Origin of the sequence: Bradyrhizobium sp. CB2312 (assembly GCF_029714425.1) — a bacterium.
GTDB lineage: Bacteria > Pseudomonadota > Alphaproteobacteria > Rhizobiales > Xanthobacteraceae > Bradyrhizobium.
Window position 1 is genome coordinate 8318657 of the sequence record NZ_CP121668.1, and the last position, 24904, is coordinate 8343560.

Genomic DNA, 24904 nt, shown 5'->3' on the forward strand with positions numbered 1-24904 from the left:
CTGATGCCGGTTTGAAAGGAGGACGCCTATGCAGACGTGCAGTTGGCCTTTGAGGCACTAGCGGCCCCACTGAAGCATACACAGGACAGGCTCTGCGATCTTCCGGTACGGCGGCTCTGGCTGAACAGGGCGATGCCTATGTCGTTGCGAACCTGCGTGGGGGCGGCGAATTTGGCGGCAGCCAGGGTGGCCTCCTCGTTGGCGCGGCAATCACCCAACGTCCCGAACTCTTCAACGCGGCGATCATCGAGGTGCCGCTGTTTAACATGCTTCGATACACCAAACTAGGCGCGGGCGCCTATTGGATCGGAGAGTACGGTGACCCCGACATTGCCGAGCAGCGTGCGTAGATCGAACGGTACTCGCCCTACCAGAAGCTGTGGCGGGCAAGACCTATTTCGCGCCCTAAATTCTTGCCTCCACCAGGGACGATCGCGTGCATCCAGCGCACGGCCGCAAGGCTGCCGCGAAGCTCGCCGCGCGGCGCCAGCCTTACCCTTTATTACGAGAACATCGACGGGGGACACAGCGCCGCGGCCAGTCTCACTGAATACGCGCGTCAACTGGCGCTTGAATACACCTATGCATGGAGGCGGCTTTGTTCGGAGTAAAGTTCCGGCAACGGGCTGACCGAAGCAGATCAAATCGAGACCATTGGTTTTCTCAACGGCTTCACGTCGCTTCGCTGAATTCATCGAACCAAAGAGAGGCTGATCAGCCTCCGGCGGCGCGGCGAAGTTCGTCAGACGCGGAACTTACCGGTTTAAACCAAGCTCCGCCGTTTCCGAGCGGGTTTGGGCTTCCCAAATACAACATGACGAGCGGATAACTTGCCAAATGCGCTTCCTTGAGGATTGTCTCGGCAGACCCGTTCGTTTCGACAGGGCGTGACGTGCGGTTGACATCGGAAGACGAACAGCCAAAGCGTAGCCCTGCGAGCGTCTTCATGCTTGAGAAAGCATGTCAGGTATTTTCATGCAGGCATGCTCGGATTGATAATCCTCCTCCAGGCTGCGAAGGAGTTCATGGCCGCCCTGTTGTTCAACGTCGATGAAAACCATCCGCCGGCTCTGGATGAGCCCGGCATGTTCGAAGCTTCGCAACTCTTCTGTAAGCCGGTGGTGCGCGACGAGTGAAGCGAATATCAAAACGTCATCTGGGCTGAAGCCTTGCGGGAGAAACTGTCGTCGACGTCAGGTTGTTTGTCCCTTGCACGATGCGGCCGTAGCTAGACCAGGCGATACAGAAAACGAGCACGTGACCAGCGCAGCGATTCTAGGCATCTCTTGCCGTCGGTCTTGATGGCGGGGAGACTCTTCGTTAGATCACGATGGTTCACTATGGAGATGTCGCCGTGGCAATGGGTATTGTGAAGTGGTTCAACCCGACCAAAGGTTATGGGTTCATCAGGCCTGAGGACGGAAGTCCCGATGTCTTCGTGCACATCAGCGCCGTCGAAAAGGCCGGTTACACCACCCTCGAAGAGGGGGCCCGGGTAAGTTATGAGCTCAAGACCGGGCGTTCGGGTAAGACATCAGCTGAGGATCTACGCGTTGGCTGATCTGACCCGCCTCCGGACACTGCTCTACAAAGCGTGTTCTCGCACCTGTCCGGTGATGCCTGTCACGGCGCGCCGGGCATTCGGCCTTTCGAGCGTCTCTTCTACGCATGGGGCTGTCTCGTAAACCGCTTGAGAGCTTCGATCTTCTGGGACCATTGACCATTCGCTGCAGCCAGAGTCACAGCTGTACCAGCCAGGTCGCCGTGCCGCTGTGGCAACATATTTCGGCCAGCTAGAGCATGATGTTTTCATATGGAAACATTAAGTAGTTGGTGCTGCCTCCACGTCACGGAGCTCGGCAGCTCGCATGAGATGTTTGAGTCTGGCGAAGACCTGCTCGATCGGATTGAGGTCAGGGCTATATGGTGGCAAGAAGATGCTGTGGGCCTCTCTGGCGCGGATGGCTTCGCGAGCCGCTTTGCCCTTGTGGCTGCCAGGATTGTCGAGGATGACGATCTCGCCCAGTGCGAGGGTTGGTGCCAACACCTTCTCGACGTAAAGAAGAGCTCACCATTGATGGGACCATCAATCACCCAAGGCGCGCTGATCCGATCGTGACCCAGCGCCCCCATGAAGGCATTGTCCTCCAATGGCCGAAAGGTGCAGAGACTTAGAGGCGCTCCCCACAAGCCCCCCAGCCGCGCAGCGGTGCCATATTGGTTTTGATCCACGTCTTGTAGATCGTCGATCCTGCCTTGATGTGCTTTCCAGCGGGTCCGCTTACGGGCGACGTCAGGACGATCCTGCTCGGCTGGTAGAAGTGTTTTTTTAGGCTGAGCCCTTCGCCTGAACAAAAGTCCACACCGCCCGCACGTCTGTCTTGGGCGGTACTTCCTGTCTGCGCTGGAGAAGGCCTTCGCCGATCAAAGAGAGCGGCCCCGGTCAGCCAGGCTTCAGCCTGACGCGCGCGCCGGTCCAGTGACGGGTGGGGCCAGTTCGGAGCATGTCAGCGCATATCAAGAAGATATCGCCTTGCTCGTGCGCGGCTTGATCGCGTTCGATCAGGCACGAAAATGAGCTTGATCCCGTCATCGCCGCTGCCGTGCTGGCTTTCGGGTTCGTCTAGCAGAGCGGAGGGCGCTCGTCGGTTGAGTGCAGCGCGCAGTTCGTGCCGATTCCCCCTCGTTATAGCCCTTAAAGCTACTAAGGCATTGAATTAATAGAATAAATCATGCATTGACAGAGCAATATCACCTGCGTAATCCTTGGGAACAATTTGCTTGCGAGCGTTTTGGGAGCGGCTTATATTGTCATGCGTGTCATCGCAAAGGGAACGTTGCGCGACTTCTGGTGTCGGTACCCCGAGGCGGAGGAGTCCTTGCTCGCTTGGTACCGCGAGGCGGAAGCAGCCGATTGGGATCAACCCTCGTCTGTGAAGGCTAAATACCGGAATAGCAGCATTCTGAAAAACAGCAGGGTCGTCTTTAATATCAAAGGGAACGAATTTCGGTTGATCGTGAGCATCAATTATCCTCATCGGGTCGTCTACATCCGCTTCGTGGGGACGCATGTGGAGTATGACAAGATTGATGCGGAGGAGGTGTGAGATGAATGTGAAGCCGATTAGAACCAAAGCTGATTATGAGGCGGCTCTTGATCGCATTTCCGAGCTGATGGATGCGCGCGCGGGTACGCCCGAAGGCACTGAACTGGATGTGCTCGTTGACCTTGTCGAGCTGTATGAATCCAAGAATGTTCCGATGGGCTTTCCGAGCCCTGTTGCTGCTATTGAATTTCGCATGGAGCAGGCGGGCCTTTCGGCGCGTGACTTGGTGCCGTTTATCGGTAGTAGAGCGAAAGTCTCTGAAGTGCTTTCCGGGAAGCGCCAAATCACGATGACGATGGCGCGCGCCCTTCACGAGCATCTAGGTATTCCAAGCGATGTGCTGCTCAAGGGAAATTCTGTCGGAAGCAATGAAGAGTCTGAGATCGATTGGGCCAAGTTTCCCGTTGCCGAAATGATGAAGCTCAAATGGCTCCCGAAGCGCCCTAGAGTGGCGCAGTATGCCGAGGAAATAATGCGGGGGCTCATGCAACGAGCCGGGCGAACAAGTCTAGTCGTCGAAGCCATGTACAGAAAGAATGACCATGCCCGCGCAAACGCGAAGGCCGATCCATTTGCCCTAAATGCATGGTGCTTACAACTGCTGGCGTTGGCCTCGGAGAGAAAGCTAGCCAAGGAATATCGGCTGGGAACAGTTACTCAGGATTTCCTTAGGCAAGTTGCGAAATTGAGTTGGTCTGAGAATGGACCGCTATTAGCAAAGGAATTTCTTGAAAAGAGCGGTATTCATCTGATCATCTTGGAGCACCTTCCAAAAACGCATTTGGATGGAGCGGCTCTAAAGTTGGCAGATGGTACGCCCGTTATTGGGCTAACGCTGCGTTATGATCGGATCGATAATTTCTGGTTCTGCTTACTTCACGAGTTGGCCCACATCGGTAGACACTTTGACAATGCAGCAGACGTTGGTTTTGTCGATGACCTCACACTACGTGATAGCGCTGGAGCGAGCCGCGATTCTAGAGAGGTTGAAGCTGATCAGTGGGCCGAAGAAGCGTGCATTCCTCGATCCATTTGGGAGAATAGCGACGTGCGGTTTCGTCCCACTCCGACCGGCGTGTTGAATCTTGCGAGCGCACTTCAGATTCATCCCGCCATTGTCGCCGGGAAAGTAAGACATCAGTTTCGGAATTATCGGTTGCTATCCCACTTTGTTGGGACAGGTGAGGTGCGAAAGCACTTCAAGGGTTACGAAATGTCTCACTAGAACACCAAAGCGAAAAGGTTATGGCGGGTGCCTATATGGTGAATGTTCTCGATGTGGCGAGATCGCTTGGCATTGATTTCCACAAGGGTTACTCCCGAGATGGTGGCCAATGGCTAATCGCGGACTACATGAAGAAGCGGCGAGGCGGCTTTAACTACAACCCCGCTATTAACATAACCTTCGAGCTCTTCCCTGCCGGTCGTCGTCGATCTCCTCTTCACTCAACCGAGTTGGTATTGGGAGCGGAATTCCCAATCGGTAAGTCTCTCGGCCACGCAGCCACGCTTTGAAGGTAAATGTTCCCGCTCGGTAACTTTTCGCTGGGCTGAGCTACCCCACAAGCCCTTCCTCTTCGGCGAAGATGGCGTGTCGATGTCGCTTGCCGGTGTGCAGACGAAGCTCGCCGTCGCTCTGGATGGCGACACCCTGCACATACCGATCGACGGCGCGCCATCGACCCACATCATCAAGCCCGATGGCGAGCGCTTGCCTGGCCCCGTCCAGAACGAGGCATTCTGCCTAACGCTCGCGCGCATGATCGGAATCCCGACGCCGAAGGTGACGACCGGGACGGCAGGCGAACGTAGCTACCTGCTGGTTGAGCGCTATGACCGACGTCATGACGACAAGAGGTGGCGGCGGCTGCATCAGGAGGATTTCTGAGCGTTTTCGTTAATCGGCAGGTGACCCGTACCGTTGCGGTCTGGAAAGTGTATGGCTCTTGACCTTGCCCCCCGGGCTTAATCCAGTTTGAAGTTCGTTCTGGCCCACGACAAGGACCAGAGCATGAAGCGCAGCCGCTTTTCGGAAGAGCAGATCATCGGGATTTTGAAGGAGCATGAGGCCGGCGTGTCGGTCGCCGATCTGTGCCGCAAGCACGGCGTCAGCGACGCCAGCATCTACAAATGGAAGGCCAAGTTCGGTGGGCTGGAGGTGTCGGAGGCCAAGCGGCTGAAGACGCTGGAGGACGAGAATACGCGGCTGAAGCGGTTGCTGGCTGATGCGATGCTGGACAATGCGGCGTTGAAGGACCTCCTGGGAAAGAATGTATGACCCGCCCCGCCCGTGCAAGGGTCGTTTCGATCAGGACGATGCAGTCTGCACAAATGTATCCGGCCTCTTGCAAGTGGGCCGCTGTTGCGGCCAGGCCATGATGAGATCCGCGCGTGCCGTTCCCAGATAAATGGTCCGGGCTCAAAACCCGCTTTTTTGCACAGGGCTTACGGCGCGCCGATCGACTGTCTCGTCATCACTTTCACGAGCCTCGCAGTCTGGAACAAACGGGATCAGCTAAAGGCCGGATCCCGCCGTTCGTAGCTTGCGCCGGGCTTGGTCATCACCACCCATGCGATCCGCGCAATCTTTGCCGCCAAGGCGACGGTGACCTTGTTGGTGTGCATGCGTGCCTGAAGTCCATCAAGCCAGGCGCCAAGGTGATATCGCGAGCGATCAAGATGTGTCACGCAGGAGCGGGCGCCGTGGATGATCATCCGGCGCAGATATCGGTTGCCGCGCTTGCTTATCCCCAGCAGCTTCGTTTTGCCTCCCGTGGAGTATTCTCTGGGAACAAGACCCAGCCAAGCTGCCATATCGCGGGCCTTTTTGAACTGTCGGGCAGATCCAGCTGCTGCCAAAAGCGCCGTCGCCGCGAGTGGACCAATGCCCGGGATAGTCATTAATCGACGTGCGGTATCGCTTTGAGAGGCAACCGCCTCAATCTCGCGGTTGACTTCAGCGATCCGCAGCTCCAGCTGCCGCAGCTCGTCGAATGTAGATGCCAGAATGCGACGCATGGCCGACGTTAGATCATTCGATTCATCTGCCAAAACTCTCGGCAGATCTGCCTTGAACTTGCCGGCGCCCTGGTGAATAGCGATCCCATATTCCAGGCAAAAAGCGCGCATCTGATTTATGAGGCACGTCCGTTGCGACATCATCCGATCGCGAACACGATGCAGCGCTTGCAGGTCAATGTGCTCAGGCGACCTTAGCTCGACGAAGCGCATTGTTGGTCTCGTCACGGCTTCGGCGATCGCCGCGGCATCGATGATGTCATTTTTGTTGGACTTCACATATGGCTTCACGAATTGAGCTGGGATAATGCGAACGGTGTGCCCCATGGCGGCGATCTTGCGGGCCAACCATTGCGAGCCGGAGCAGGCCTCCATCCCCACCAAAGCCGGTCCTGCACGTTCGAAGAACTGCAAGAGCGTATCGCGCCGAAAGGTCGCCTTCTGGATCGGCATTCCGGCGGCGTCGAGTCCAACGACGTGGAAAAGGTTCTTGCCAATGTCGATCCCAAACACCGTTGCCGGCCTGGGCTTGTTCCGTGTCCTCATTGCTTCCTCCTTTCAAAAGCCAACTCAGTCTGACTGAGAGGACGGGGCGGGTCATCCCATTAGTGGTGACGCCCGCCGCCGAGCGGAAAGCAGTCGCCCATCTGCGAACGGCATTCGGGATGAGCGAACGGCGGGCGTGTAAAGCCATCGGCTGCTGCCGTATGACAGTGAGATACCAGACGGCCCGAGCGGACGATGCCGGCCTTCGCCAGCGCATGAGGGCGATCGCCCAGGAGCGCCGTCGCTTCGGCTATCGGCGCCTGCACGTTCTGCTCAAGCGAGAGGGTTATGTGATCAACCACAAGAAGCTGTTCCGGCTCTACCGGGAAGAGAAGCTTGCGGTGCGCCGCCGCTGCGGTCGCAAACGGGCGATCGGGACCAGGGCGCCGATGACCGTGCCGATGGCGCCCAACGACCGCTGGTCGCTCGACTTCGTGTCGGATCAGCTCACCGATGGCCGCCGCTTCCGCGTCCTGACCGTGGTTGATGATTGCACCCGCGAGTGCCTGGCGCTGGTGGCCGATACTTCGCTCTCCGGTACCCGGGTGGCGCGGGAACTGGACCGGCTGATGATGGAGCGCGGCAAGCCGAAGATGGTGGTCAGCGACAATGGCAGCGAGTTGACCAGCAACGCCATCCTGACATGGGCCGATGAGAGCCGTGTCGCATGGCACTACATCGCGCCGGGCAAGCCCATGCAGAATGCCTTCATCGAGAGCTTCAACGGCCGTCTGCGGGATGAACTGTTGAACGAGACGCTGTTCACGTCGCTGGCCCAGGCCCGCGTCGCGCTCGGATGCTGGCGGGCCGATTACAACAACGCACGACCTCACTCGCAGCTTGGATGGAAGACGCCGTCCGAGTTCGCCTTTACCCGCCACCCGCGCCGGGATCTGGCGCTGCGCTATGCCGAGGGCTCCGCGCCAGCTCCCGTCGCTACCACCGCCCAACCGGGCAAACCCAACCGTCAGGGCGAACTGAGGACTGGATAAAACTTGGGGGCAAGGTCACTCTCCCGACTGGTTCCAGGATTCCGCTGGCCAGATCATCGGCGTTCGCGGAATGCCCGAAGTGCCGGCCGGATACTCGCCGCTGATGATCACGCCAGGCATCGATAAATACCGGCTGACACATGGCGAGCCGTTCCGAACGATCTTGGGCTGCAGCGACGCTGCGCTGGAGAACGCCCGCGCCTATTTCTGCGTTGGTTATGGCTTTAACGACGAACACCTTCAGACCAAGCTGATCGAGCGTTGCGACCGCGATTCCGTCCCGCTTGTCGTGATTACCAAAGAGCTGACCACGTCCGCCCGGACCTTCCTTGGCGGCGGACGCTGCCGGCGCTACCTCGCGATCGAGGAGGGGACGATGGGGGCGCGCCTACATGCACGACGTGCCCAACGGGTTCGACGTAGATCAACCGATCTGGCGGCTCAACCGCTTCCTCAATGAGATGACAGGATTTTCCGCGTGAGCATTCTGAATTTTGCGGACGGAGAAGCGCTGGGTCGCGTCCAATCGGTCGACACGACCACGGTGATCGTCCACGTCGATGATGTCGAGGCGCTGCGGGCGCTGCAGGTGAACCGGCTGGTTGCGCTCCAGAGCAGCCTTGCCGGCCATAAGTTAATTGGTGTGATCCAAAAGATCATCCGTACCGCGCTCAATGAAGCGAAGATCGCCGATGTCGAGCTAGACGAGGCCGCGCATCCCGAAGTCAATCTGGTTCGGATTATGTTGATCGGCACGCTGCTCGATCGGGACGGACCGCGCGCCAATGTCTTCCGCCGGACGCTTGAGACCGTCCCGGAGATCGATGCCTGCCGCTTCGCTCTCGAACGCGAGCGCCTTACGCGCTTCATGGGGGGATTTCGGAGGTGACCGGCGGCGCGCAGCGCCTGTCGCTTGGCGCCTATTCACTCGATACCAACGCTCAGGCGTTCGTCAATGGCAATCGGTTGTTCCAGCGTCATGTGATCATCGTGGGCAGCACCGGCTCGGGCAAGTCGTGGACGACCGCGCGCCTGCTCGAGCAAATCGCGGAGCTCGACAGCGCCAATGCCATCGTGTTCGACATGCACGGAGAATATGCGTCGATGGCTGGCGACGGTTTCGTCCATCTTCGCCTCGCGGGCCCAAGCGACATCGAAGCGGGGAAGGGGCTGAACGATGGTGTGCTGTATTTGCCCTACTGGCTCATGAGCTACGAGGCGCTTGTCTCGATGTTTGTTGACCGCTCCCATCAGAACGCCCCAAACCAGGCCATGGTCATGTCGCGTACCGTCGTCGACGCCAAGACGGGCTTCCTGAAAGCCGGCGGTCATGTCGAGGTGCTCGCCAACTTCACGATCGACAGTCCGGTGCCTTTCAGAATGGAAACCGTGCTAGGCGAGCTCAACCGGCTCAACGCCGAGATGGTACCGGGAGCCAAAGGTGGGCACTGAGAAGCAGGGCGATTTCCACGGCAAGCTCAGCCGTCTAATCCAACGCCTCGAGGGCAAACGCACCGATCGACGCCTCGGTTTCCTATTCCCTGCGTCCGGCGTGGCGGACAGCTATGATTGGCTCGATCGCGCAGTTGAGCTGCTGCTCGGTGGCAGGGCGGCCAAAGGCGGCCACGGTGGCGTCAAGATCATCGAATTCTCTGAAGTTCTATCCGACATTTTGCCGCTGATCGTCGGCATGGTCGCGCGGATGGCCTTCCACATACAGCAGTGGAGCACGCAGGGGCCTCGCCATCCGGTGGCCCTGTTCTGTGACGAGGCGCATCTTATATTCCACAGGATCCGACTTCGGGCGCCGCGGAGAATGCGATCGCTACCTTCGAGCGCATCGCCAAGGAGGGGCGGAAATATGGCGTCGGGCTGGTGGTGATCAGCCAGCGCCCCGCCGAAGTGAACCGCACGGTCGCCAGCCAGTGCAACAATCTCATCGCGATGCGGCTAACCAACGGTGACGACCAAGCTGTCGTGCGACGGCTGCTGCCCGACAGCCTCGGCGGCTTCGGCGACCTGCTTCCGGTCCTCGACACGGGCGAAGCACTCGTCGTTGGCGATGCGATTCTACTGCCCACGCGTATCCGCATTGCCAAACCGATGAACGAACCGCTTAGCGGCACGATCCAGTTCTGGGATCGTTGGGCCGACCCAGCGGCTGCGGCGACGCTCGACAAGGCTGTCGAGAGCTGGCGCCGTCAGACGCTTGTCAAATAGTTGCCTTCCGGCAAGCCTCTCGCGCATCGCGATGCTGGGCGCGACGCTGCAGAAACTGATCCGGAGGGTGATCCTGCCTGCTTCCTACCATCCTTCTGCACTCGTCTTGGCAGTGCGTCCGCTACGTGGTGCTGATGCCGTCCGAGATGGTTGGGCGAAGGCAAATCTTGGCTGTCTCATCATCAACAGTCAGTACACGTTCCTGATACCTCAGATGTAGGGCATCATCAGCATCACGATGATCCGACTTGCCTTCAACGCCGTTCTAGAGGCGTTGGAGCGGCGCCTCATGCGGTGAAGGCGCCGGGCACAAATTGAGTGCGGCGGTGGCTGATCGGGCTCCTTCGATGAAGGCCGCCTTGGAAGATGGGATGCGGAGAGCAACTTCTTTCATCAAGGTGACACATAGCAAATTTCTGATCCCGAGATCTTGGCCGCAACGCCGGCTCGGTCAGAAAAGCCTACCTACGCGCCGCGCCGACTGGCCGCGGATCATTATTTACTCTTGAGACCAGCCAGCGAATTCACACGGCGCTTCGCGCCATCAGCAATCGATATGGCCATCTTCTCCGGAAATCCTTTTGGAAGCGCATTCAGCACCTGATCTATGGCTTTTGCGGCTGTATCGCCGAGCTGCTGGATGACAGCCGTGACTGTTTTGTCGGATAGACCGCAGCTTTTCGCAGTCTGCACGAAATGTCGGCCGAGAACCGTGTGGACGACGTAATGCCGGTTGCTACCGATCGCCATGGCCAGCTTCATTTGGTTTTGGCTGATCTGTCCAGCGTCCAGGCTCGGTTGGGTCGAAATGATGTCGTAAAGCGGAGCAAGATGAAAACGTCCGCCCGGCGCCAAATGAATGCTAAAATTCTTCGCATGGCCATCGGTGGCGGCAAGCAGCCAGAACACGATCTGCGCCTTGAAGAAAATGGCCCGGTCGTCCTCAGGCGTATCGCTGCCCTTGAGGAAATCCGAGATTTTGCGGATGCCAGGTCCGCCGTCGGATTCATGCTTGCGCGCGGGCGGAACCGATAGTGCCTGGCAGCAGTCTTCCTGCGGCAGCCGCAACAGGCGGCCGTCGCGCGTCCAGGTGCGATCGAACCGCTCAACTGCGAGCACGCGGCGCCCGGCGAAATCGATCATGCTTGATTTGGCGACCGGCAAGCCGAGTGCGGCAACCAGCTCGAGGCACAGATGCTCGTTTTCAACGCTGCTGGTCATGTCGATTCCGTTCGGCAACTTCCCGATCTGCGGCTTGATGATGTGCGTAGTTGCGGTCGTGCCATGAGGAACGTACCACTTGTCTTTCCAGTAAAGCAGCGCTGTCTTTTCCTGCGCACCGGCCAGAGAAATACGGAAATCCTGGTCGGGGCCGATGCCGAGTGGATTGCTGGCAAGATTGCCGAGAATGGCTGCAATCTCCTGATCGCTGGCGGCACGGCCATTAATAGCGCCGGCGGCTCCGGGCGTGGCACCATCGGGCAGGAACTGCAGCGCACCAATGCAGTCGCGGCCGATGGCGGAGAGCAGGCTGTAAGCGTCGGGGCCGTCAGCATGCGCACGTTCAGCGACGCGTTGGCGAATGTCGTCATTGTCGGGCAGAAGATTGTCAAAGACAGCGACGACTGGATCGCCAATATAACGATCCTCGCGCAGAGGCAGCGACACCGAAACAGGGATGGCATTTTCCCACGCGAGCCACTGCCTATCGTACTGGAAATCGATTGCGCCGCTGCTCTCGCGTCGCAGCCGGCCGACCAGCCGCGTGTTGAGGTAAACATTGAGCGGCGCCCGGGCAGGACGACGCGCCATCAAAAGAGATCCTCAATCGCTTCAGCCGTTAATTTGGTGCGCGGCCGGATGACGAGCTCGAGGTCGAGCCCGGCCAGCGCATCCATCAGAATGCGCAGCTGCGTTGCAGGTTCGCCGGCCTCGAGCTTCGAGACTGTCGCTTGACGCGCATGCATCTTCTCACCCAGGTCACGCTGGGTAAGCTTCTTCTGCCGCCGGAAGCGTCTGATTCCAGCGCCAACTTGTTGTGGGGTGCGGGCGATCGTATCCATCAAATCACGATACGCGAGTGCGTATATGACGTCAATATGCGCGTTCGCGAATATCCATCGATTATGCGCGTCCGCGTATTTGGCGAAGTGGCAACGATGCGGTCGTATCTCGCGCGCCAGCAACTCCTTGAAAGGGAAGAATTACACAAATAGATTCAAGGGCATGACTTGAGGCCGGATTGTTCCGCATGTAAAGACCGGACATAAACTCCGATCCGACTTTTGGAGCCTCGACAGACTGAGCTGGAAAGTTATATTAGAACATACTAAGAACGAATTGATCTTCCGGTTGTATTTTCGAAACCCACTTTCAATAAGGTTGTCCGGCACATCATGCGTTTAGCGCCGCCATCTCAGGAAGTCGGGCCCAGGAGCCGCGTCATTGACCTTGTTCCGCCATTTGCATGACGACGCGTTTTTGGCCTTCTCGCGCGATCACAAGCACCTGTACGCGGCCTGTCTGCTCGACCTCCATGAACGCTTCTTTTCAGGCGCGCCGTCGTTTCCGACCCCCCAGCAGGTCGTCCATGCCATCTATGACGTCATGCGCGCCAACCCCGCCCTCTGGAATGAGGGCGATGATTTCGGCAGCCTGCCGGAAATGATCTCCGCGGGACGCCGCCGGATCCGAAAGGCCGACGTCGCGCTCGCTTCCGAGAAGGGCGACAAGGCACTCGGTCTTGCCCGACAACTGTATGCAAGGCTGCTCGCCTGGGGATGGCTTGAAGAGGAGGAATACGGGCTTCGCGTTACCGTGGACATGGCTATGGGACCGCTGCTCGTGATCCAGCGACTCGCAAGCCTCAACAAGGATCTCTCGCAGCGATTCGGCGGCTTGATAGTGCAAATCCGCCTCAACCTGGAGGCGGTCGAAAAACTGAGGCCCGAGATCACCGACCGCAAGCAGCGCGAAGCCGCGCTCGCCGTCCGCGAGGCGCGCAATCAGGCCGACCAGTTCACGAAGAGCCTGCGTGCCATTCTGGCCGACCTGAAGCGCGTCCGACGGATCGTCATGGAGTCGAAAACAGTCGCTACCCGGCTGGAAGCCTTTTTCGAGGAGTTCGTCGACCAGCTCCTGCTGAAAGATTTCGAGTCCATCCTCACCGTCAACCATCCGTACCGCTTCCGCGACGCCATCGTCGATCTCGCGCGGAGGATCTCCTACACCCCGCAAACCATGCAGGTCCTCGCCGAGGAGTACACAGCCTCCAGCATGGCAGCCGACGTCGAGGACGGCCGAATGGCCGCGGCCGACGACCTGCTGGCCATCGAAAGCATCTTCGATCAGATCGGCGAGATGTTCGATAGGATCGAGGCCTTCCGCAGGCAGCTCGAAGCCCGGGTTCGCAACACCATTAAGTACGCCGAGCGGGGCGGGCAGGGACTCGTCGGCCGGGCCGGCGACCTGGTGCGGCGCCTGGATGCCCTACTGCGGGACGGCAGACACTACAAGGCGACAATCGAATGGAGCATCGAGCCGCTGCGGTCCCCCTGGTCCGAGCACCATCAGGCGCCGGCCAGGCAGCCGCGCCGCCCCGTCGAGGCAAGGGAGCTCGCCGAGCCGCCGTCGGACCCGCTGTACGAACTGCGGAAGAAGCTCCGCCTCGAATATATCGCTCGCATCGCGCCCCGCCCCGAGGATGTCAGACGATTCCTGGAGGGCCAGGTGCCGCCATTTGCGACCAGGGAAGCCCGCTTCATGGAAATCGATACCGTGGACGACTTTCTCGCCTTCGATTGCGCCCGCCGATATGCGTTGACGGGCGAGATTCCGGCGCACGTCGCGGCCGGGTTCGATCTGGAGCCGCGCCCAGACACGCCGCCCCACGACAGCGAATGGCTTCGGTGTGCGAACTTCGTGGTCAGGCGATCCGGCCCCCTCCGGAAAGCAGAGGCAGCCCGTGCTCAGTGAGTTCGAAAACATCGAGCGCTCCTACGGCGCGGAGAAGGCGGCAGACCTCCGCAAAGCGCTGCACTTCCTGCTGCGGCGGCAGTTCGTGTTCGCTGGAGATCCCCGGACTGGGACCATCTACAACACGATCATGGACGGCCGCTTTCGCGAGGTGGTCGACGGCTTCTTCGACAGTTGCGGATACAGCGTCCACCGCGATCCGGAGGCGCAGTGGGCCGGCATCGTCGCCATGGACGAGGACGTGCCGCTGCCCCGAATGAAGCTCGACGAAACCATCGTCATGCTGGTGCTGGCAGCCTACTGGCAGCAGGAGGTAAACGTCGGAGCGGTCGAGGACCGGGCCGTCGTAGTGGCCACTTTGAACGACCTGTTCGATCGCTACCGCGAGATGGCGCAACACGGCGGCGGAGGCGCGATCTCGGCCACCCGCTTCCGCGACATCCTGCGCGAGGCCGCCCAACGCAGTTTGGTCGAGATCGGTGATTTTGACGACGAGCAGCAGGACTGCGAGATCAGGATCCGCCCGATGATCAAGCTGATCAGTGGCGGCGATGCCCTCCAACGGCTTGAGCGCTACGTCCGCAGCGAGGAGGCACGGTTTCCGCAGCCCGCAGGAGACGAGGCATGATGGAGCTACGCCACCTGACCATGGTAAACTGGCACCTGTTCGACGTCGCCGACATCGACGTGACAGGACACGTCGGGGTCCTGGGCGAGAACCGGTCCGGCAAATCGACAATCCTCGACATGGCACAGGTCGTTCTCACCGGCGGGAGCCGGCGGTTCTTGCGCCTGAACGCGGTCGCCGGCGACAGCGGAAAATCGCGCAGCGGCTCGAAGCGCAGCGTCGTCGATTACTGCCTTGGGACCCTCGGCGAAGACCAGCGCCGTCGCGACGAGGCGCGCACCTACGTGGCGCTAGGCTTCGAAGACAAGGAAGGCGATCGACCGCCGGTCACGATCGGCATGGCGTTTGAGGCGCGCAAGTCCGACAGCAGGGAGACCGTGCTGGCACTTTTCGTCGCCGTCGGGACCGTTCTGAGCTCCAAGGATTTCATCGAGCAGCGAGGAAAGTCGCAATTCCCGGCGCAGTGGGATGACGTGCGCGCCCGGATCGTCGCTGCGGTCGGCGAAGGCAACTTCGTCAATCATCGCGACCGGGCCAGCGACTACGTCCGCGAGTACATGCGCCATCTTCTGCCGCATTCGCCCTATGGCGAGCAGAACGCCAGCGCGCTGCAGAAATCAATCGTCAACGCGATGACGCTCGACCACAACCAGACGGCCACGCAGTTCGTGCGGAACTACATCCTCGAGGACAGTCCGATCGGCATCAAAGAGCTGCGCGAGTCGATCCAGACATACCGCAACATCAGCGAAACCATCCGAAAGATGCGCCTCAGGCTCGAAGCCCTGAGGGCGCTTCGGGGCGTCCTCGGCACACTTGAAGAAGCGCTCGAGACCAAGTTCAGGGAGGAGTGGATCGCAAAACGCGCGACTTGGCTCGCGGCGCGCGCGACAAACCTGGACTTCAAGACCAAGCGGCGTACCGAGATGGCGCGCCGGGACGCGGCAGCAAAAGAACTCGATTTCATCGACGACGACGTCAAGGCCATCGATAACGAGATCGAACGCCTCACGGCCGCGATCGCCGAGCACGATGCCAAGACCGGCAGAAAGTCCCTGCAACAGACCGCAGACGTGGCCGGGCAGGCGGCGCACCGCGCCTCGACGGAGTTCAAGGCCCGCATGGAGAACATCCGTCGCCTGGAGCCGCTACGCGCGATGTGCGCGGACGGTTTCGAGGACTTCGTTCCTGCGCTTGAGCGTCTTCTGACCGCCACCGCCGGGGCCGACATCGGGCGCGTCTCCGACGAGCTCTCCGCGGCCGAGAAGTCCTTCGCGGTAAGCGGCGCGAAATGGCTGCCGAAGATCGACGAAGCGCGTCAAACGATCATCGCGGAGCTTTCCGGGCTCCGAGGCCACCGCGACGAGGTGCTCGAACGGATCCGACAGCACGCCGCCGGAGGCGCGCGCGCCTATCTCGGCGATGACACTGAACTCCTCTGCCGCAGGCTGCGGCAGAGGGGAATGGTCCCGCGCGTGCTCTGCGACATCATCGAAGTCGCCGAACCCGAGTGGGTAGGAGCCGCCGAGGCGCTCCTCGGCCGCGACCGGGAGGCCGTGTTCGTGGACAGGGCGGATATCAGCGCCGCCACCTCAATCTTCAAGGAAGGTCGCCGCGAGTTTCGCCATGCATCGCTCGTGAGCCTAAACAAGCTCGAGCAGTTTAGGGCCAAGCCGGAGCGCGGCACTTTCCCCTCGATCTTCCGGAGCCAGGATCCGGACGCTATGGCCTTCATCATGCGCCGCTACGGCAATGTCCGCCTCGCGGACACGCTCGACCAGTTCAACAGGCCCGGCCGGGCCATCATGAAGGACGGCCTCTACGACGACGGACTCGTCAGGACCCATCGCTGGATCGAAGCCGCGCAGCACAAGATTGGAAAGGCGGCCCAGGCGAACGCCCTGCGCTCCCTGCAGGATCAGGCCGAGGAACTGGATCGGCTTCAAGCGGAAAAGAGCAAGGAGACCCAGGCGGCAGAGCAGGCCTTTGCCGCGCTGAAGAACATCTGCGAGGGACGTGACGATCTGAAGGCGTGCGCCGCTGCCTTCGCGGCCGCGCAGACCGAGATCGCCGAAGCCAAAGCGAGGCTCGAAGCACTCGACGGCGCGGGCGACGGTGGACTTCGCGACAAGAAAAGGGCCCAGCAGAATCTGAAGAAGAAGAGGCTCGATGAGCAAAAGATCCAGCAGAAGGCGTTCGGCGAGCATGACGGCGAGGTCAGATCGGCGGAGAGGAGGCTCGGAGAGGGCGAGAACGTGCCCGGCTCCGAGCTCAACCTGCGGGTCGCCCGGTCGATCTATCGCAGGTCCTTCCCGCTCTACTCCGCCGCGAAGGGCAGGATCGTCTACCGCCAGCGCCTCGATGCTGCAGCCCAGAAGGGCTTTGCGGAGAAGCACCGCGCCATCGCGGACAGGGCGCTGAAGGATGCGGACGCCTCGGACGCAGAGCGCGCCCGCATCGAGCGGCGGGTCCGCGAGTTCCTTTACGATTACTTCGACCAGTTCGGGATGAGCTCGCAAGTCGGCGCGGAGAGCGAGCCGCTGCGGGAGGTGAAGCCCTGGATGGAGCAGCTCATCGCGGATATCGAATCCAACGAGCTCCGCCAGTACGAACGGCAGGCGCGGGAAGCGGCGGAAAAGGCCTCCACCCTACTGCGCGGCGAGTTCATCAACGCGCTCACGGCCCGGATCGGCAAGATGGAGCGGGAGCTGCAGTCGTTGAACCGCAGTCTCTACGCACATCCCTTCCACAACGAGCGCTATTCATTCCACCGCACCCAGGTCGTGGAATTCCAGCCGATCCTGAAGATCATCGAGATCGCCAAGACGTCCCCGGAGGCGCTCGATATGCTGTTCCGGGGCGACGTGCCCGATGACTTTCCGCACAAGGATACGATCGTCGCACTCGAGGCGCTGCTTGAGGACCCCGACAAGGATTTCACCCAGTTCGAGGACTACCGCAACTTCTACACTTTCGAGATTCACATGGAGGATGTAGCTACGGGTCGTTCAACCCGCTGGGAGCAGCGGCGCGGCACCGGGTCCGGCGCCGAACAGCAGGTGCCCATCTACGTCGCCATCGGCGCTTCGCTGGCCGCCGTCTACGGCAGCGCCGAGCGTCGCACGGGCAAGCCCGCCGGCTTCGCCCTCGCGATGTTCGACGAGGCCTTCTCCAAGATGGACGGCAAGAACCAGCGGCAGATGATGAGCTTCTACAAGAACCTGGGGCTCCAGTTCGTGATCGCGGCGCCGTTCGAGAAGCGGGTCGCCGTGCTCGAGCACATGGACACCATCGTGGAGGTGGACCGCATCGGCGAACAGTCCAGGGCCACAGTGGTGGAACTGAAAGAGAAGGCCAAGCGCGAGCTGATGGCCATCGATCCGGACCTGATGTCCGAAGATGAGCTCGCCACCCGTCTGGCCGCCGAGTAGCTATGGCGCGACGTTTCACGGACGCGATCGGCCTGCTGAATGACCTGCTCGATCGCTTCGAGGCCGGGGCCGCAAGCCCAATCGCCCACCCCGACTATGCCGCTTTCTCGTCGGTAGTCGCGGCGGACGCTTTCCTGAAGCAGATCAGGAACGCCGAAAGTGCCGGCTCGATCTCCATTGGCTGGGGCCGCGGCGCCAAACGAGACCAAGTGGCGCATGTGCGGTTGGCCTCAGCGGAGATCTTATACCGATATCTCGGCCGCACGCCGGCGTCGCGCCTCGCGGAGGACGCCGCCGCGCGGCTGGTAGCCGGATTGGCGCTGAACCAGTCCCTGAAGAACAGCGGCTCTCAAATCGCAGAGGTGTGGGCGCGGGGTAAGACGTGGCATGGATTCGCTTCGTCCGACGTCGACACGCTACGCCACGCATTCGTTCTCGCCCACGCGATCCTGGATAACAAGCATCTGGACGTCGACTACAAAACTTTCTCGCGACGTACGGTGGGGCACAGCAAGATACTCGAGCGCACCGAGGGTGCCGTGGTCCGGCTTTTGAACGGCTTAATGGACTTTCCGCCTGGCGCCCGCCCCCGCGATGCACTGCGAGCGATCGGACTGGAGCGCTTCGCGCCGCCGCTGCTGATCGCGGGCAAGATCGACCTGGACGGAGCCGATCTTTCCACGATATCTCCGCATTATCTCGGAATCGCTCCCAAGGAAGCAGATCGCGTCCGCTTCCGAGAGCCGCCGGCCTACGTTCTGACGATCGAAAACTTCGCAAGCTTCAACCGGCACATCGCCGAGGCAGACCCCGGCCGATTAGGAACGACCATGTATGTCGGCGGGTACCCCTCGCTTGCCACCCAGCAGGCGCTGCGGACGATCGCAGGATTAGTGTCCGAACAGACGCCGATCTTTCATTGGTCGGACATCGATCCGGACGGCACCTGGATCTTCAACACCATCGAGCGCGCCGTCGATCGACCGATCCGTCCCCACCTCATGAGCGTCGAAGTTGCCGAGCGCTTGGGACAAGTGCCGTTCAAAAAATCGGCACCCGCTCGATGTCCACCGGACTCCGGTATCGCGGCTCTGGCAGCGTACCTGGCGGAAGATGGAGCCAAGACGCTCGAGCAGGAAGAACTCGATCCAGTCCTGCCAGAGCTTCATTAGAAAATGCGCGCGGATCAACGCGGTGTCGATCCCGATGAGCTTCGTCGGTCGATGACCTCCGTCGGCCTTTGTGAACAACACCTGCGTTCCGCAGCGCGAACGCCATGACTAGGGCGGCTCCTTGCCGTACTTCGACAATCCCATTGGCACCACGGCGACAAGGCCCCGAAGCACCGCCGCTCGCCTCCAGCAGTGAAGAATGGGAATCTCTTATAACCGAGTGTTAATCCGTTGATTCGCCTACGAAAGCCCCAGCCGATCAACGGTTTGTAGACAATCACCGAAACAAGACCACTAACGTTGGTGCCGTCTCCATAAACGAAGCGGCGATGATCGCATCGCCGATCGACACTTGATGTCGTCCTCGGTGGTGATGCCGAGCTCGACCTTAGCCGGGTGCCAACGCCGCTTTAATGCCGGCAAGATGCCCCAGGCCAGCCCGAACAGACATTGTTGAGCTAGCCGCGCGATGGCTGGTTCGTGGCCGAGCGCAAGCACAATTTGCTCGCCCTGCAGCGGTAAAACCATGATCGGAGCCCACAGAATGATTGCAAATCCATAGCCCCATGCGCACTGGGCGCCGTACCAGAGCTCCGTCCGCCGCACCACATGCTTGGGCCGCGAACGGACCTGCCGCCGAGATCACCGGCTGCGAAGGTCACGCCGACCGACAAGATCATGCCGGCAAGCGCGGCTGCCGCCACTGCCTCAGTGCCGATATGGCCGATCCAGGCTAGATCCGTCGCCATCATCGTGATCTGTCCGAGCTGCGTGAGCGCGATCGGCGTGGCGAGTGTTGCCGTTGCGGAGAGTTCGTCGGTGAGTTGACGGCCAGCTACCCATTTCGCCAGCCGACGAGGCCGCGATGCGGGCGTTTTTTCTGCTGTCTTCCTCATGAACACGCTGCCCCGGATTGCGCGCTTCAGCTATCCTTTTCCTCGCTGACGCGATCTTATCGCTGAGGTCGCGTTCGCATCATCGGCGCCATGGCCAGCGATAGCAATTCTCATAGAACAACGCACCGCTCAAAAATGGTGAGAGCATTCTGGCCGACGTCCGCAAAATCTTCTCTATATTGCCCGCTGCAATAGTGAGCGCTGCTATCACCGTAGCGGTTGCGGCTTTGGCTGTCTCATTCAAGACGTCGTTTGTTTAAAAAACCGACAACAGCACCGCCGCCAACTACATGCTGCGGGCAACTGACATCGTTTCTTCATAAAAGCGCTCAAGCGGCATTGGCATGCCAGTTGCTTGAATATGTGACGAACCACTTTTGACTATGATGCTCATTCGGCATTCGGTCGAGGTATTCAGATGAAACTTGCTTAATCGGTGGCAGAGGTCTCCTGATGCGCTTTCCAAACCGTGCGGCTAACTCTGCCATCTTCGGATCGCGCTCCGGTTTGCCGGGCCGGAATCCGATCGTCTTGTAAAGGACTCGCGACGAATGGCGGTCCTCAACAAGATGGCGTACACCAGGGTAAAGGCGTATACCAGCACGATTGTTTGCGTCACTTTTGGCCGGTGACCCAAGCGCGCGCATCTGCGAGATGCCGAGCCTGGGTTCGTAGAGCTGCGCGGGCGGCCTTCAATCAGTGCTTTGCAGATGGTCAATGAGCTGATGCAGGACGATTGGGATCTCGATAAAATAGTCAGGCAACAGGACGAGCTCAAGGTCAAGCTGCTTCGCGCCCAATCGGTTGTCGAGGAATGTAAGGCAGGATTGGCGGATCTGGAGCGGAGGCTTGAGCGTCGAGCGGTCTCATCATCGATCGATGAGCGCCAGCGCAACCCTGCGGCCAACAGTTCAATACGTAACGCCCGACCGCACAAATCCCGAAGCGTCGATGATTCTGTTGATCAGAATGCTGGTGTGGCCTTTTCGAGTCGATCATGGGACCGCTGAAAACTGCCGCCGCGCCCATAGCGGCGAAAGGTTTTGTCGCGGAGTTGGTGAAGATCTCGAGACGCATGGGGTTGCGAGCCCGGCGGGCGAACCGGACAACCGGGTGCGGCCCTGTCGATAGGGTAGGCTTTTTGGCTGATCGCGATGCGTTGGCCAGGGGATGCGCGCAGAGTAGCACCACATACGTGACGTATCGCCGCGTCTTTGGCTAGAGCCTCCTGTTCCGGGGGCTGTGCACGGAGATGTCCAGAGTCGAATGTCAAAGCTCGCCACCTTGAGCCAGTTGGGTCGCTTTGTCCGTCTTCAAAGCGTTCAAATTGCCGGTAGACGTGTCTCGAGAGGGGCGCGAGAGGGCGCGTTCACTGACACGCTGGTCCGCTATGACCGTGGAGCAAGGCATGCGATGACGGGCGGTGCTGACCGCGGAAGCCATGCCTCATCCGGCATCGCATGGAGGATGATGAGAACTGGCTGACTATGTCCGCAAACGATCCCAATGCACCGAAAGAGGGCAGGTAACGGCAGTCACCCAAGTTCTTGAAACGCCAGGAAGAGGTTTCCCAGGCGAATGCGATGTGGTGCTGTCCGCGGCCTCGTCAGCTTCTCGAAAGCTTCTCCGAATAGGGACTGGCCCAGTGATCCTTGACGAGGAAGGTGGCATGGACTCGCACGATTTCGCCATATCCAATGCCGCACCTCCGCTATCGGTCCAGCACGCCGTTCTAGACGATCACCAACCGAACCAAGCGCGAGAAGATGCCTTTGAGCAACGACTGGATGCGGCGCGCGCGGCCGATTCCGCTGGTCTTGCCCGGCGCCCCGGCCGCAAACCTCCGCCGAATGTGTCGCGCGCCGATTTTGATTACATTCACGAGATGATGAGCGGTGTCAGTAGCTGTCGCCGTTGAGGCGAGTAATCATGCCGACGAGTTCCAACGTCGCTTTTCGGTCCATCCAGCTAAAACAAAACGTCGCTTCGGAATTCGGAATCGGCGGCTTAAGTTCTTCACGGACGGCGAACTCCGGCCGATGCTCGACTGTTGATTGTTACCCACTCATTGTCTCGGCGGCGTTGCACCGAGCAGGGAATGCGCATGGCTTCGCGGTACTTCGCGACCGTGCGGCGGGCAATATCAATGCCCGAGGCGCGCAAGCGTTCCACGATGGTATCATCCGACAGGATCGCCGAGGGTTCTTCCGAATCGATCAGCTGCTTGATGTGGTGACGCACCGCTTCAGCGGAGTGCGCCTCGCCGCCGTCGGCCGAGGCGATTGAGGTCGTAAAGAAATATTTCAGCTCGAACGTGCCGCGATTGGTCGCCATGTATTTGTTGGCGGTGACGCGCGACACCGTGGATTCATGCATCTGGATGGCGTCGGCGACCGCCTTCAGATTCAGCGGCCGCAGATGCGCGACGCCATGGGTGAAGAAGCCGTCCTGCTGGCGCACGATCTCGGTCGCAACTTTCAGGATGGTGCGGGCGCGCTGATCCAGCGCGCGCACCAGCCAGGTCGCATTCTGGAGTGCGTCGGTCACATAGGACTTGTCGCCGTCCCTGCCGATCTTCTTCGATAGCTCGGAATAGTAGGTCTGGTTGACAAGCACGCGCGGCAAGGTGTCGCTGTTGAGCTCGACATGCCAGCCGCCGTCGGGACCCGGGCGGACATAGACGTCGGGCACCATGGTCTGCAAGCGGGCCGAGCCGAACTTCATGCCGGGCTTGGGATTGAGGCGGCGGATCTCGCCGATCATGTCGGCGATGTCCTCGTCGTCGACGCCGCAGAGCTTGCGCAAGCTCGCGATGTCGCGCTTGGCCAGCAGATCGAGATGCTCGACCAGGGCCTGCATCGCGGGATCGTAGCGGTCGAGCTCGCGGAGCTGGATCGCCAGGCATTCGCTCAAATTGCGCGCGCAGACGCCGGGCGGATCGAATTTTTGCAGCACGGCAAGAACGTCGTCGACGTCCTTTTGCGATGCGCCAAGACGCTCGGCGGCCTGGCCGAGATCGGGCGGCAGATAGCCGGCCTCGTCGACGAGGTCGATCAGGTACTGGCCGATCATGCGCTGCGCCGGCGCGGTGAAGGCGACCGCGAGCTGCTCGGCGAGATTCTCCAACAATGTTGTCTCGGCTGCGACAAAAGCTTCAAGATTGTAATCTTCATTACCTGAGGCGCGGCCACCCCATTCGGCATAGGTGGTCGGCGCCGGGACCTGCGCGTTGTACGCGACCGCCTCGGCCGGCTGTTCGGCGCTGACCTGATCAACCTCAGTCAGGGATTCGATGCCAGTTGCATTGGCACTGGCGCGCTCAAGCAGAGGATTGCGCTCGAGCTCCTCCTCCACGAAGGCCTTGAGATCGAGATGGGCCAATTGCAGCAGCTTGATCGCCTGCATCAACTGCGGCGACATGATCAATGACTGCGAATGCCGTAACTCTAATCTCTGCGTGAGCGACATGAAGCGAGAACCAATACTGAAGCTAACCGCGTTTTGCTCATCTACTCAGGAGCTGATCCACGCGCTTTGATGCCGCGCAAAAAGCAGATCCGAGGTGTGATTCTGGTGCAAATGGCTGGAGGGACGGCAGATCCTATCGAGGCGTCCCTCGGGAGGGCCCATGTGCGCGCCACCACTCGAGAAATAGATACTAGCTGGTGGCACTGTGACTCGAGCGCATGGGCTGGCCCAGGCACTTCGGATGACGATAGTCCTGCAGACGGTGAATATCTCTTTATCCTGGCAGTACGGCAGAGGTCGGTAGATTGCCCCAGAGCGACTAAGATTTGGAAGATGAGCTCGGCACCAGCAAGTTCCGCAGCATATTGTTTCCAATAGCCTTTAAGTCGACGAAATTGCCGCACGAGCGAAAGTTGGTGCTGATTCAGTGCGCGGGCCTCGGCGCAGATTACATCAAACCTTGGCGTCGGGTCTCTGACATTGCTTGGGAAAGCTATTTCAAAAGAGCCTGCGCGCGCGCCCGGCTGACATGAATGAGGCGCAGGCATAGTCCTTGCTCAAGCAACCCGGATGACGTCAATGCGGATCTGCTGCGAGCCATATCCTTGGTCTGTCGCTTGGCGGGTTCACCCGGCTGGGTCGGCTAAAGAAGAAAGACTTTGGTGCGCACAGTCGTTCAGGCGTTGGCGCCTCTGTTGAAGACGACAGCCCCGCTAACGCAACAAGCTCAGCGCGAATAGAAACTCAAGCTGCGGAATAAGGCAGCACACCGAACCACTTCACCCAGTACCGCGAGGCTCCAATGAATAAAGTTCTCAGGGAGGCCAAGACTGTTCAGCTTGTGTTTCACAACGGTGGCAGCACACCTTTTGAGTTCGTGATGGATTTGTTACGGGAAGGGGCCGGCGGGCGTGAGCCTGATGCCCGCGCAGTGACCATTGCCCGACAGGGCAAGGTCTCCTGCGGCCCTTTTGAGCCATCAATCGCAAGGGTGATTCTCGATAGGGCGCAGGAACGCATCCAGGCTGCGGGACATCCGCTGCAGATCACCAGCGAGCCAGCCGGCGAAACAAAGGCGCCTCATTCGTCGGAAATGCAATTTAAATGGGCGATCGATGCGCTTAGCGATCTTGTCGGCAGCTTCCCGTCCGCTGCCAGATGACGGGCCTATGCCGGTGAATGCGGTGACCCACAGCCAGTTACACCACGCCCAGTGACACGATCTTACGCTTTCGTCAGAAAGACTGTCCCGGCACAATTACGGCCTCGCGGACAAGGTATCGCGAGATTGCTCTGTCAGGGAGAGCATCAGTGGCAGCCCTACCAGCACCGCTGGATTCAGCGCTGAGCATGGCTGCGTCATTCTCTCAAGCCTGCTTAAGGTCGGACTACAAACCTGACGCAGATCGATCAACTGGCGGATCTGTTAGTTTGCGCTAGTTACGCCAAAC

General features: G+C 60.0%; 23 protein-coding genes and 3 pseudogenes. 19 read left to right on the forward strand and 7 right to left on the reverse strand.

The window, feature by feature from the left end; translation table 11 throughout:
• The first annotated feature begins 152 nt into the window (after positions 1 to 152).
• Entirely contained in the window at positions 153 to 350 is a 198-nt protein-coding gene (locus QA642_RS40020; RefSeq protein ID WP_283087073.1) for a prolyl oligopeptidase family serine peptidase, read from the forward strand.
• Positions 351 to 1354: 1004 nt separating this feature from the next.
• Positions 1355 to 1561: a cold-shock protein gene (locus tag QA642_RS40025; RefSeq protein ID WP_271608595.1), complete on the forward strand. Its 207-nt coding sequence runs from the start codon at positions 1355 to 1357 to the stop codon at positions 1559 to 1561.
• A gap of 279 nt (positions 1562 to 1840) precedes the next feature.
• Here QA642_RS40025 and QA642_RS40030 read toward each other — a convergent pair.
• Positions 1841 to 2383: pseudogene (locus QA642_RS40030) on the reverse strand (transposase); the annotation flags it as partial.
• A gap of 430 nt (positions 2384 to 2813) precedes the next feature.
• Between QA642_RS40030 and QA642_RS40035 the strand changes: the two are divergent.
• The 4 genes and pseudogenes from QA642_RS40035 to QA642_RS40050 form a co-directional block, all read left to right on the forward strand.
• A complete protein-coding gene (locus tag QA642_RS40035) occupies positions 2814 to 3107 on the forward strand; it encodes a type II toxin-antitoxin system HigB family toxin (protein ID WP_283081772.1) in 294 nt (97 codons plus the stop codon).
• A 1-nt stretch (position 3108) separates the two neighbouring features.
• Positions 3109 to 4332, forward strand: coding sequence for a plasmid stabilization protein (locus QA642_RS46655; RefSeq protein ID WP_349253812.1), 1224 nt, complete (start codon positions 3109 to 3111; stop codon positions 4330 to 4332).
• A 372-nt stretch (positions 4333 to 4704) separates the two neighbouring features.
• Positions 4705 to 4995, forward strand: a complete 291-nt coding sequence (locus QA642_RS40045) for a HipA domain-containing protein (protein ID WP_283087074.1) — start codon at positions 4705 to 4707, stop codon at positions 4993 to 4995.
• A gap of 123 nt (positions 4996 to 5118) precedes the next feature.
• Positions 5119 to 5376: pseudogene (locus QA642_RS40050) on the forward strand (transposase); the annotation flags it as partial.
• Between the two features lie 242 nt (positions 5377 to 5618).
• On the opposite strand, the gene QA642_RS40055 reads toward QA642_RS40050, so the two are convergent.
• Positions 5619 to 6671 (reverse strand): IS110 family transposase, encoded by a 1053-nt coding sequence (locus QA642_RS40055; RefSeq protein ID WP_283079773.1) that lies wholly within the window; start codon positions 6669 to 6671, stop codon positions 5619 to 5621.
• Between the two features lie 62 nt (positions 6672 to 6733).
• Between QA642_RS40055 and QA642_RS40060 the strand changes: the two are divergent.
• The 6 genes and pseudogenes from QA642_RS40060 to QA642_RS40085 form a co-directional block, all read left to right on the forward strand.
• Positions 6734 to 7663, forward strand: a pseudogene (locus QA642_RS40060) (IS3 family transposase); the annotation flags it as partial.
• Positions 7664 to 7733: 70 nt separating this feature from the next.
• Positions 7734 to 8123 carry a hypothetical protein gene (locus QA642_RS40065; protein WP_283081773.1) on the forward strand — a complete coding sequence of 130 codons (390 nt, stop codon included), beginning with the start codon at positions 7734 to 7736 and terminating at the stop codon, positions 8121 to 8123.
• 84 nt (positions 8124 to 8207) lie between these two features.
• Positions 8208 to 8552, forward strand: coding sequence for a hypothetical protein (locus QA642_RS40070; RefSeq protein ID WP_283081774.1), 345 nt, complete (start codon positions 8208 to 8210; stop codon positions 8550 to 8552).
• Positions 8549 to 9115 carry an ATP-binding protein gene (locus tag QA642_RS40075; protein ID WP_283081775.1) on the forward strand — a complete coding sequence of 189 codons (567 nt, stop codon included), beginning with the start codon at positions 8549 to 8551 and terminating at the stop codon, positions 9113 to 9115. Before QA642_RS40070 ends, QA642_RS40075 begins: the two co-directional genes overlap by 4 nt.
• Complete coding sequence (locus QA642_RS40080) at positions 9105 to 9545, forward strand: hypothetical protein (RefSeq protein WP_283081776.1); 441 nt, start codon at positions 9105 to 9107, stop codon at positions 9543 to 9545. The genes QA642_RS40075 and QA642_RS40080 overlap by 11 nt, the downstream gene beginning before the upstream one ends.
• Positions 9539 to 9883 carry a hypothetical protein gene (locus tag QA642_RS40085; protein ID WP_283081777.1) on the forward strand — a complete coding sequence of 115 codons (345 nt, stop codon included), beginning with the start codon at positions 9539 to 9541 and terminating at the stop codon, positions 9881 to 9883. Before QA642_RS40080 ends, QA642_RS40085 begins: the two co-directional genes overlap by 7 nt.
• A 495-nt stretch (positions 9884 to 10378) precedes the next feature.
• Here the strand turns inward: QA642_RS40085 and QA642_RS40090 are convergent, their stop codons facing one another.
• Positions 10379 to 11695 (reverse strand): type II toxin-antitoxin system HipA family toxin, encoded by a 1317-nt coding sequence (locus tag QA642_RS40090; RefSeq protein ID WP_283081778.1) that lies wholly within the window; start codon positions 11693 to 11695, stop codon positions 10379 to 10381.
• Positions 11695 to 11946, reverse strand: coding sequence for a helix-turn-helix transcriptional regulator (locus tag QA642_RS40095; protein WP_129144881.1), 252 nt, complete (start codon positions 11944 to 11946; stop codon positions 11695 to 11697). The genes QA642_RS40090 and QA642_RS40095 overlap by 1 nt, the downstream gene beginning before the upstream one ends.
• A 382-nt stretch (positions 11947 to 12328) precedes the next feature.
• Here QA642_RS40095 and QA642_RS40100 point away from each other — a divergent pair, with 382 nt between their 5' ends.
• The 4 genes from QA642_RS40100 to QA642_RS40115 are packed head-to-tail and all read left to right on the forward strand — an operon-like array spanning position 12329 to position 19089.
• A complete protein-coding gene (locus QA642_RS40100) occupies positions 12329 to 13858 on the forward strand; it encodes a Wadjet anti-phage system protein JetA family protein (protein WP_283081779.1) in 1530 nt (509 codons plus the stop codon).
• The gene (locus QA642_RS40105) at positions 13848 to 14486 is read left to right on the forward strand and encodes a DUF4194 domain-containing protein (protein WP_283081780.1); all 639 of its coding nucleotides are present in this window, start codon (positions 13848 to 13850) and stop codon (positions 14484 to 14486) included. The genes QA642_RS40100 and QA642_RS40105 overlap by 11 nt, the downstream gene beginning before the upstream one ends.
• On the forward strand, positions 14483 to 17917 hold the full coding sequence (locus tag QA642_RS40110) for an SbcC/MukB-like Walker B domain-containing protein (RefSeq protein ID WP_283081781.1): 3435 nt from the start codon (positions 14483 to 14485) through the stop codon (positions 17915 to 17917). Before QA642_RS40105 ends, QA642_RS40110 begins: the two co-directional genes overlap by 4 nt.
• 2 nt (positions 17918 to 17919) lie before the next feature.
• The gene (locus QA642_RS40115; protein WP_283081782.1) at positions 17920 to 19089 is read left to right on the forward strand and encodes a Wadjet anti-phage system protein JetD domain-containing protein; all 1170 of its coding nucleotides are present in this window, start codon (positions 17920 to 17922) and stop codon (positions 19087 to 19089) included.
• 294 nt (positions 19090 to 19383) lie between these two features.
• Here the strand turns inward: QA642_RS40115 and QA642_RS40120 are convergent, their stop codons facing one another.
• A complete protein-coding gene (locus tag QA642_RS40120; protein WP_283087158.1) occupies positions 19384 to 19617 on the reverse strand; it encodes a hypothetical protein in 234 nt (77 codons plus the stop codon).
• On the reverse strand, positions 19548 to 19985 hold the full coding sequence (locus QA642_RS40125; RefSeq protein ID WP_349253813.1) for an MATE family efflux transporter: 438 nt from the start codon (positions 19983 to 19985) through the stop codon (positions 19548 to 19550). The genes QA642_RS40120 and QA642_RS40125 overlap by 70 nt, the downstream gene beginning before the upstream one ends.
• A 710-nt stretch (positions 19986 to 20695) precedes the next feature.
• Here QA642_RS40125 and QA642_RS40130 point away from each other — a divergent pair.
• Positions 20696 to 20995 (forward strand): hypothetical protein, encoded by a 300-nt coding sequence (locus tag QA642_RS40130; RefSeq protein ID WP_271608582.1) that lies wholly within the window; start codon positions 20696 to 20698, stop codon positions 20993 to 20995.
• 659 nt (positions 20996 to 21654) lie between these two features.
• Positions 21655 to 21903, forward strand: a complete 249-nt coding sequence (locus QA642_RS40135; RefSeq protein WP_283081783.1) for a hypothetical protein — start codon at positions 21655 to 21657, stop codon at positions 21901 to 21903.
• 98 nt (positions 21904 to 22001) lie between these two features.
• On the opposite strand, the gene rpoN is transcribed toward QA642_RS40135, so the two are convergent.
• A complete protein-coding gene (gene rpoN, locus QA642_RS40140) occupies positions 22002 to 23453 on the reverse strand; it encodes an RNA polymerase factor sigma-54 (protein WP_283081784.1) in 1452 nt (483 codons plus the stop codon).
• Positions 23454 to 24255: 802 nt separating this feature from the next.
• On the opposite strand from rpoN, the gene QA642_RS40145 reads away from it, so the two are divergent.
• Positions 24256 to 24615, forward strand: a complete 360-nt coding sequence (locus QA642_RS40145) for an ATP-dependent Clp protease adaptor ClpS (protein ID WP_283081785.1) — start codon at positions 24256 to 24258, stop codon at positions 24613 to 24615.
• The last annotated feature ends 289 nt before the right edge of the window (positions 24616 to 24904 follow it).

Bases quoted from the DNA above. Each gene is read 5' to 3' on its own strand.
- QA642_RS40035 (WP_283081772.1), top strand. From the start codon at position 2,814: ATGCGTGTCATCGCAAAGGGAACGTTGCGCGACTTCTGGTGTCGGTAC.
- QA642_RS46655 (WP_349253812.1), top strand. From the start codon at position 3,109: ATGAATGTGAAGCCGATTAGAACCAAAGCTGATTATGAGGCGGCTCTT.
- QA642_RS40045 (WP_283087074.1), top strand. From the start codon at position 4,705: ATGTCGCTTGCCGGTGTGCAGACGAAGCTCGCCGTCGCTCTGGATGGC.
- QA642_RS40055 (WP_283079773.1), bottom strand. From the start codon at position 6,671: ATGAGGACACGGAACAAGCCCAGGCCGGCAACGGTGTTTGGGATCGAC.
- QA642_RS40065 (WP_283081773.1), top strand. From the start codon at position 7,734: ATGCCCGAAGTGCCGGCCGGATACTCGCCGCTGATGATCACGCCAGGC.
- QA642_RS40090 (WP_283081778.1), bottom strand. From the start codon at position 11,695: ATGGCGCGTCGTCCTGCCCGGGCGCCGCTCAATGTTTACCTCAACACG.
- QA642_RS40095 (WP_129144881.1), bottom strand. From the start codon at position 11,946: ATGGATACGATCGCCCGCACCCCACAACAAGTTGGCGCTGGAATCAGA.
- QA642_RS40110 (WP_283081781.1), top strand. From the start codon at position 14,483: ATGATGGAGCTACGCCACCTGACCATGGTAAACTGGCACCTGTTCGAC.
- QA642_RS40115 (WP_283081782.1), top strand. From the start codon at position 17,920: ATGGCGCGACGTTTCACGGACGCGATCGGCCTGCTGAATGACCTGCTC.
- QA642_RS40120 (WP_283087158.1), bottom strand. From the start codon at position 19,617: ATGGTTTTACCGCTGCAGGGCGAGCAAATTGTGCTTGCGCTCGGCCAC.
- QA642_RS40125 (WP_349253813.1), bottom strand. From the start codon at position 19,985: ATGAGGAAGACAGCAGAAAAAACGCCCGCATCGCGGCCTCGTCGGCTG.
- QA642_RS40130 (WP_271608582.1), top strand. From the start codon at position 20,696: ATGGTCAATGAGCTGATGCAGGACGATTGGGATCTCGATAAAATAGTC.
- QA642_RS40135 (WP_283081783.1), top strand. From the start codon at position 21,655: ATGGACTCGCACGATTTCGCCATATCCAATGCCGCACCTCCGCTATCG.
- rpoN (WP_283081784.1), bottom strand. From the start codon at position 23,453: ATGTCGCTCACGCAGAGATTAGAGTTACGGCATTCGCAGTCATTGATC.
- QA642_RS40145 (WP_283081785.1), top strand. From the start codon at position 24,256: ATGAATAAAGTTCTCAGGGAGGCCAAGACTGTTCAGCTTGTGTTTCAC.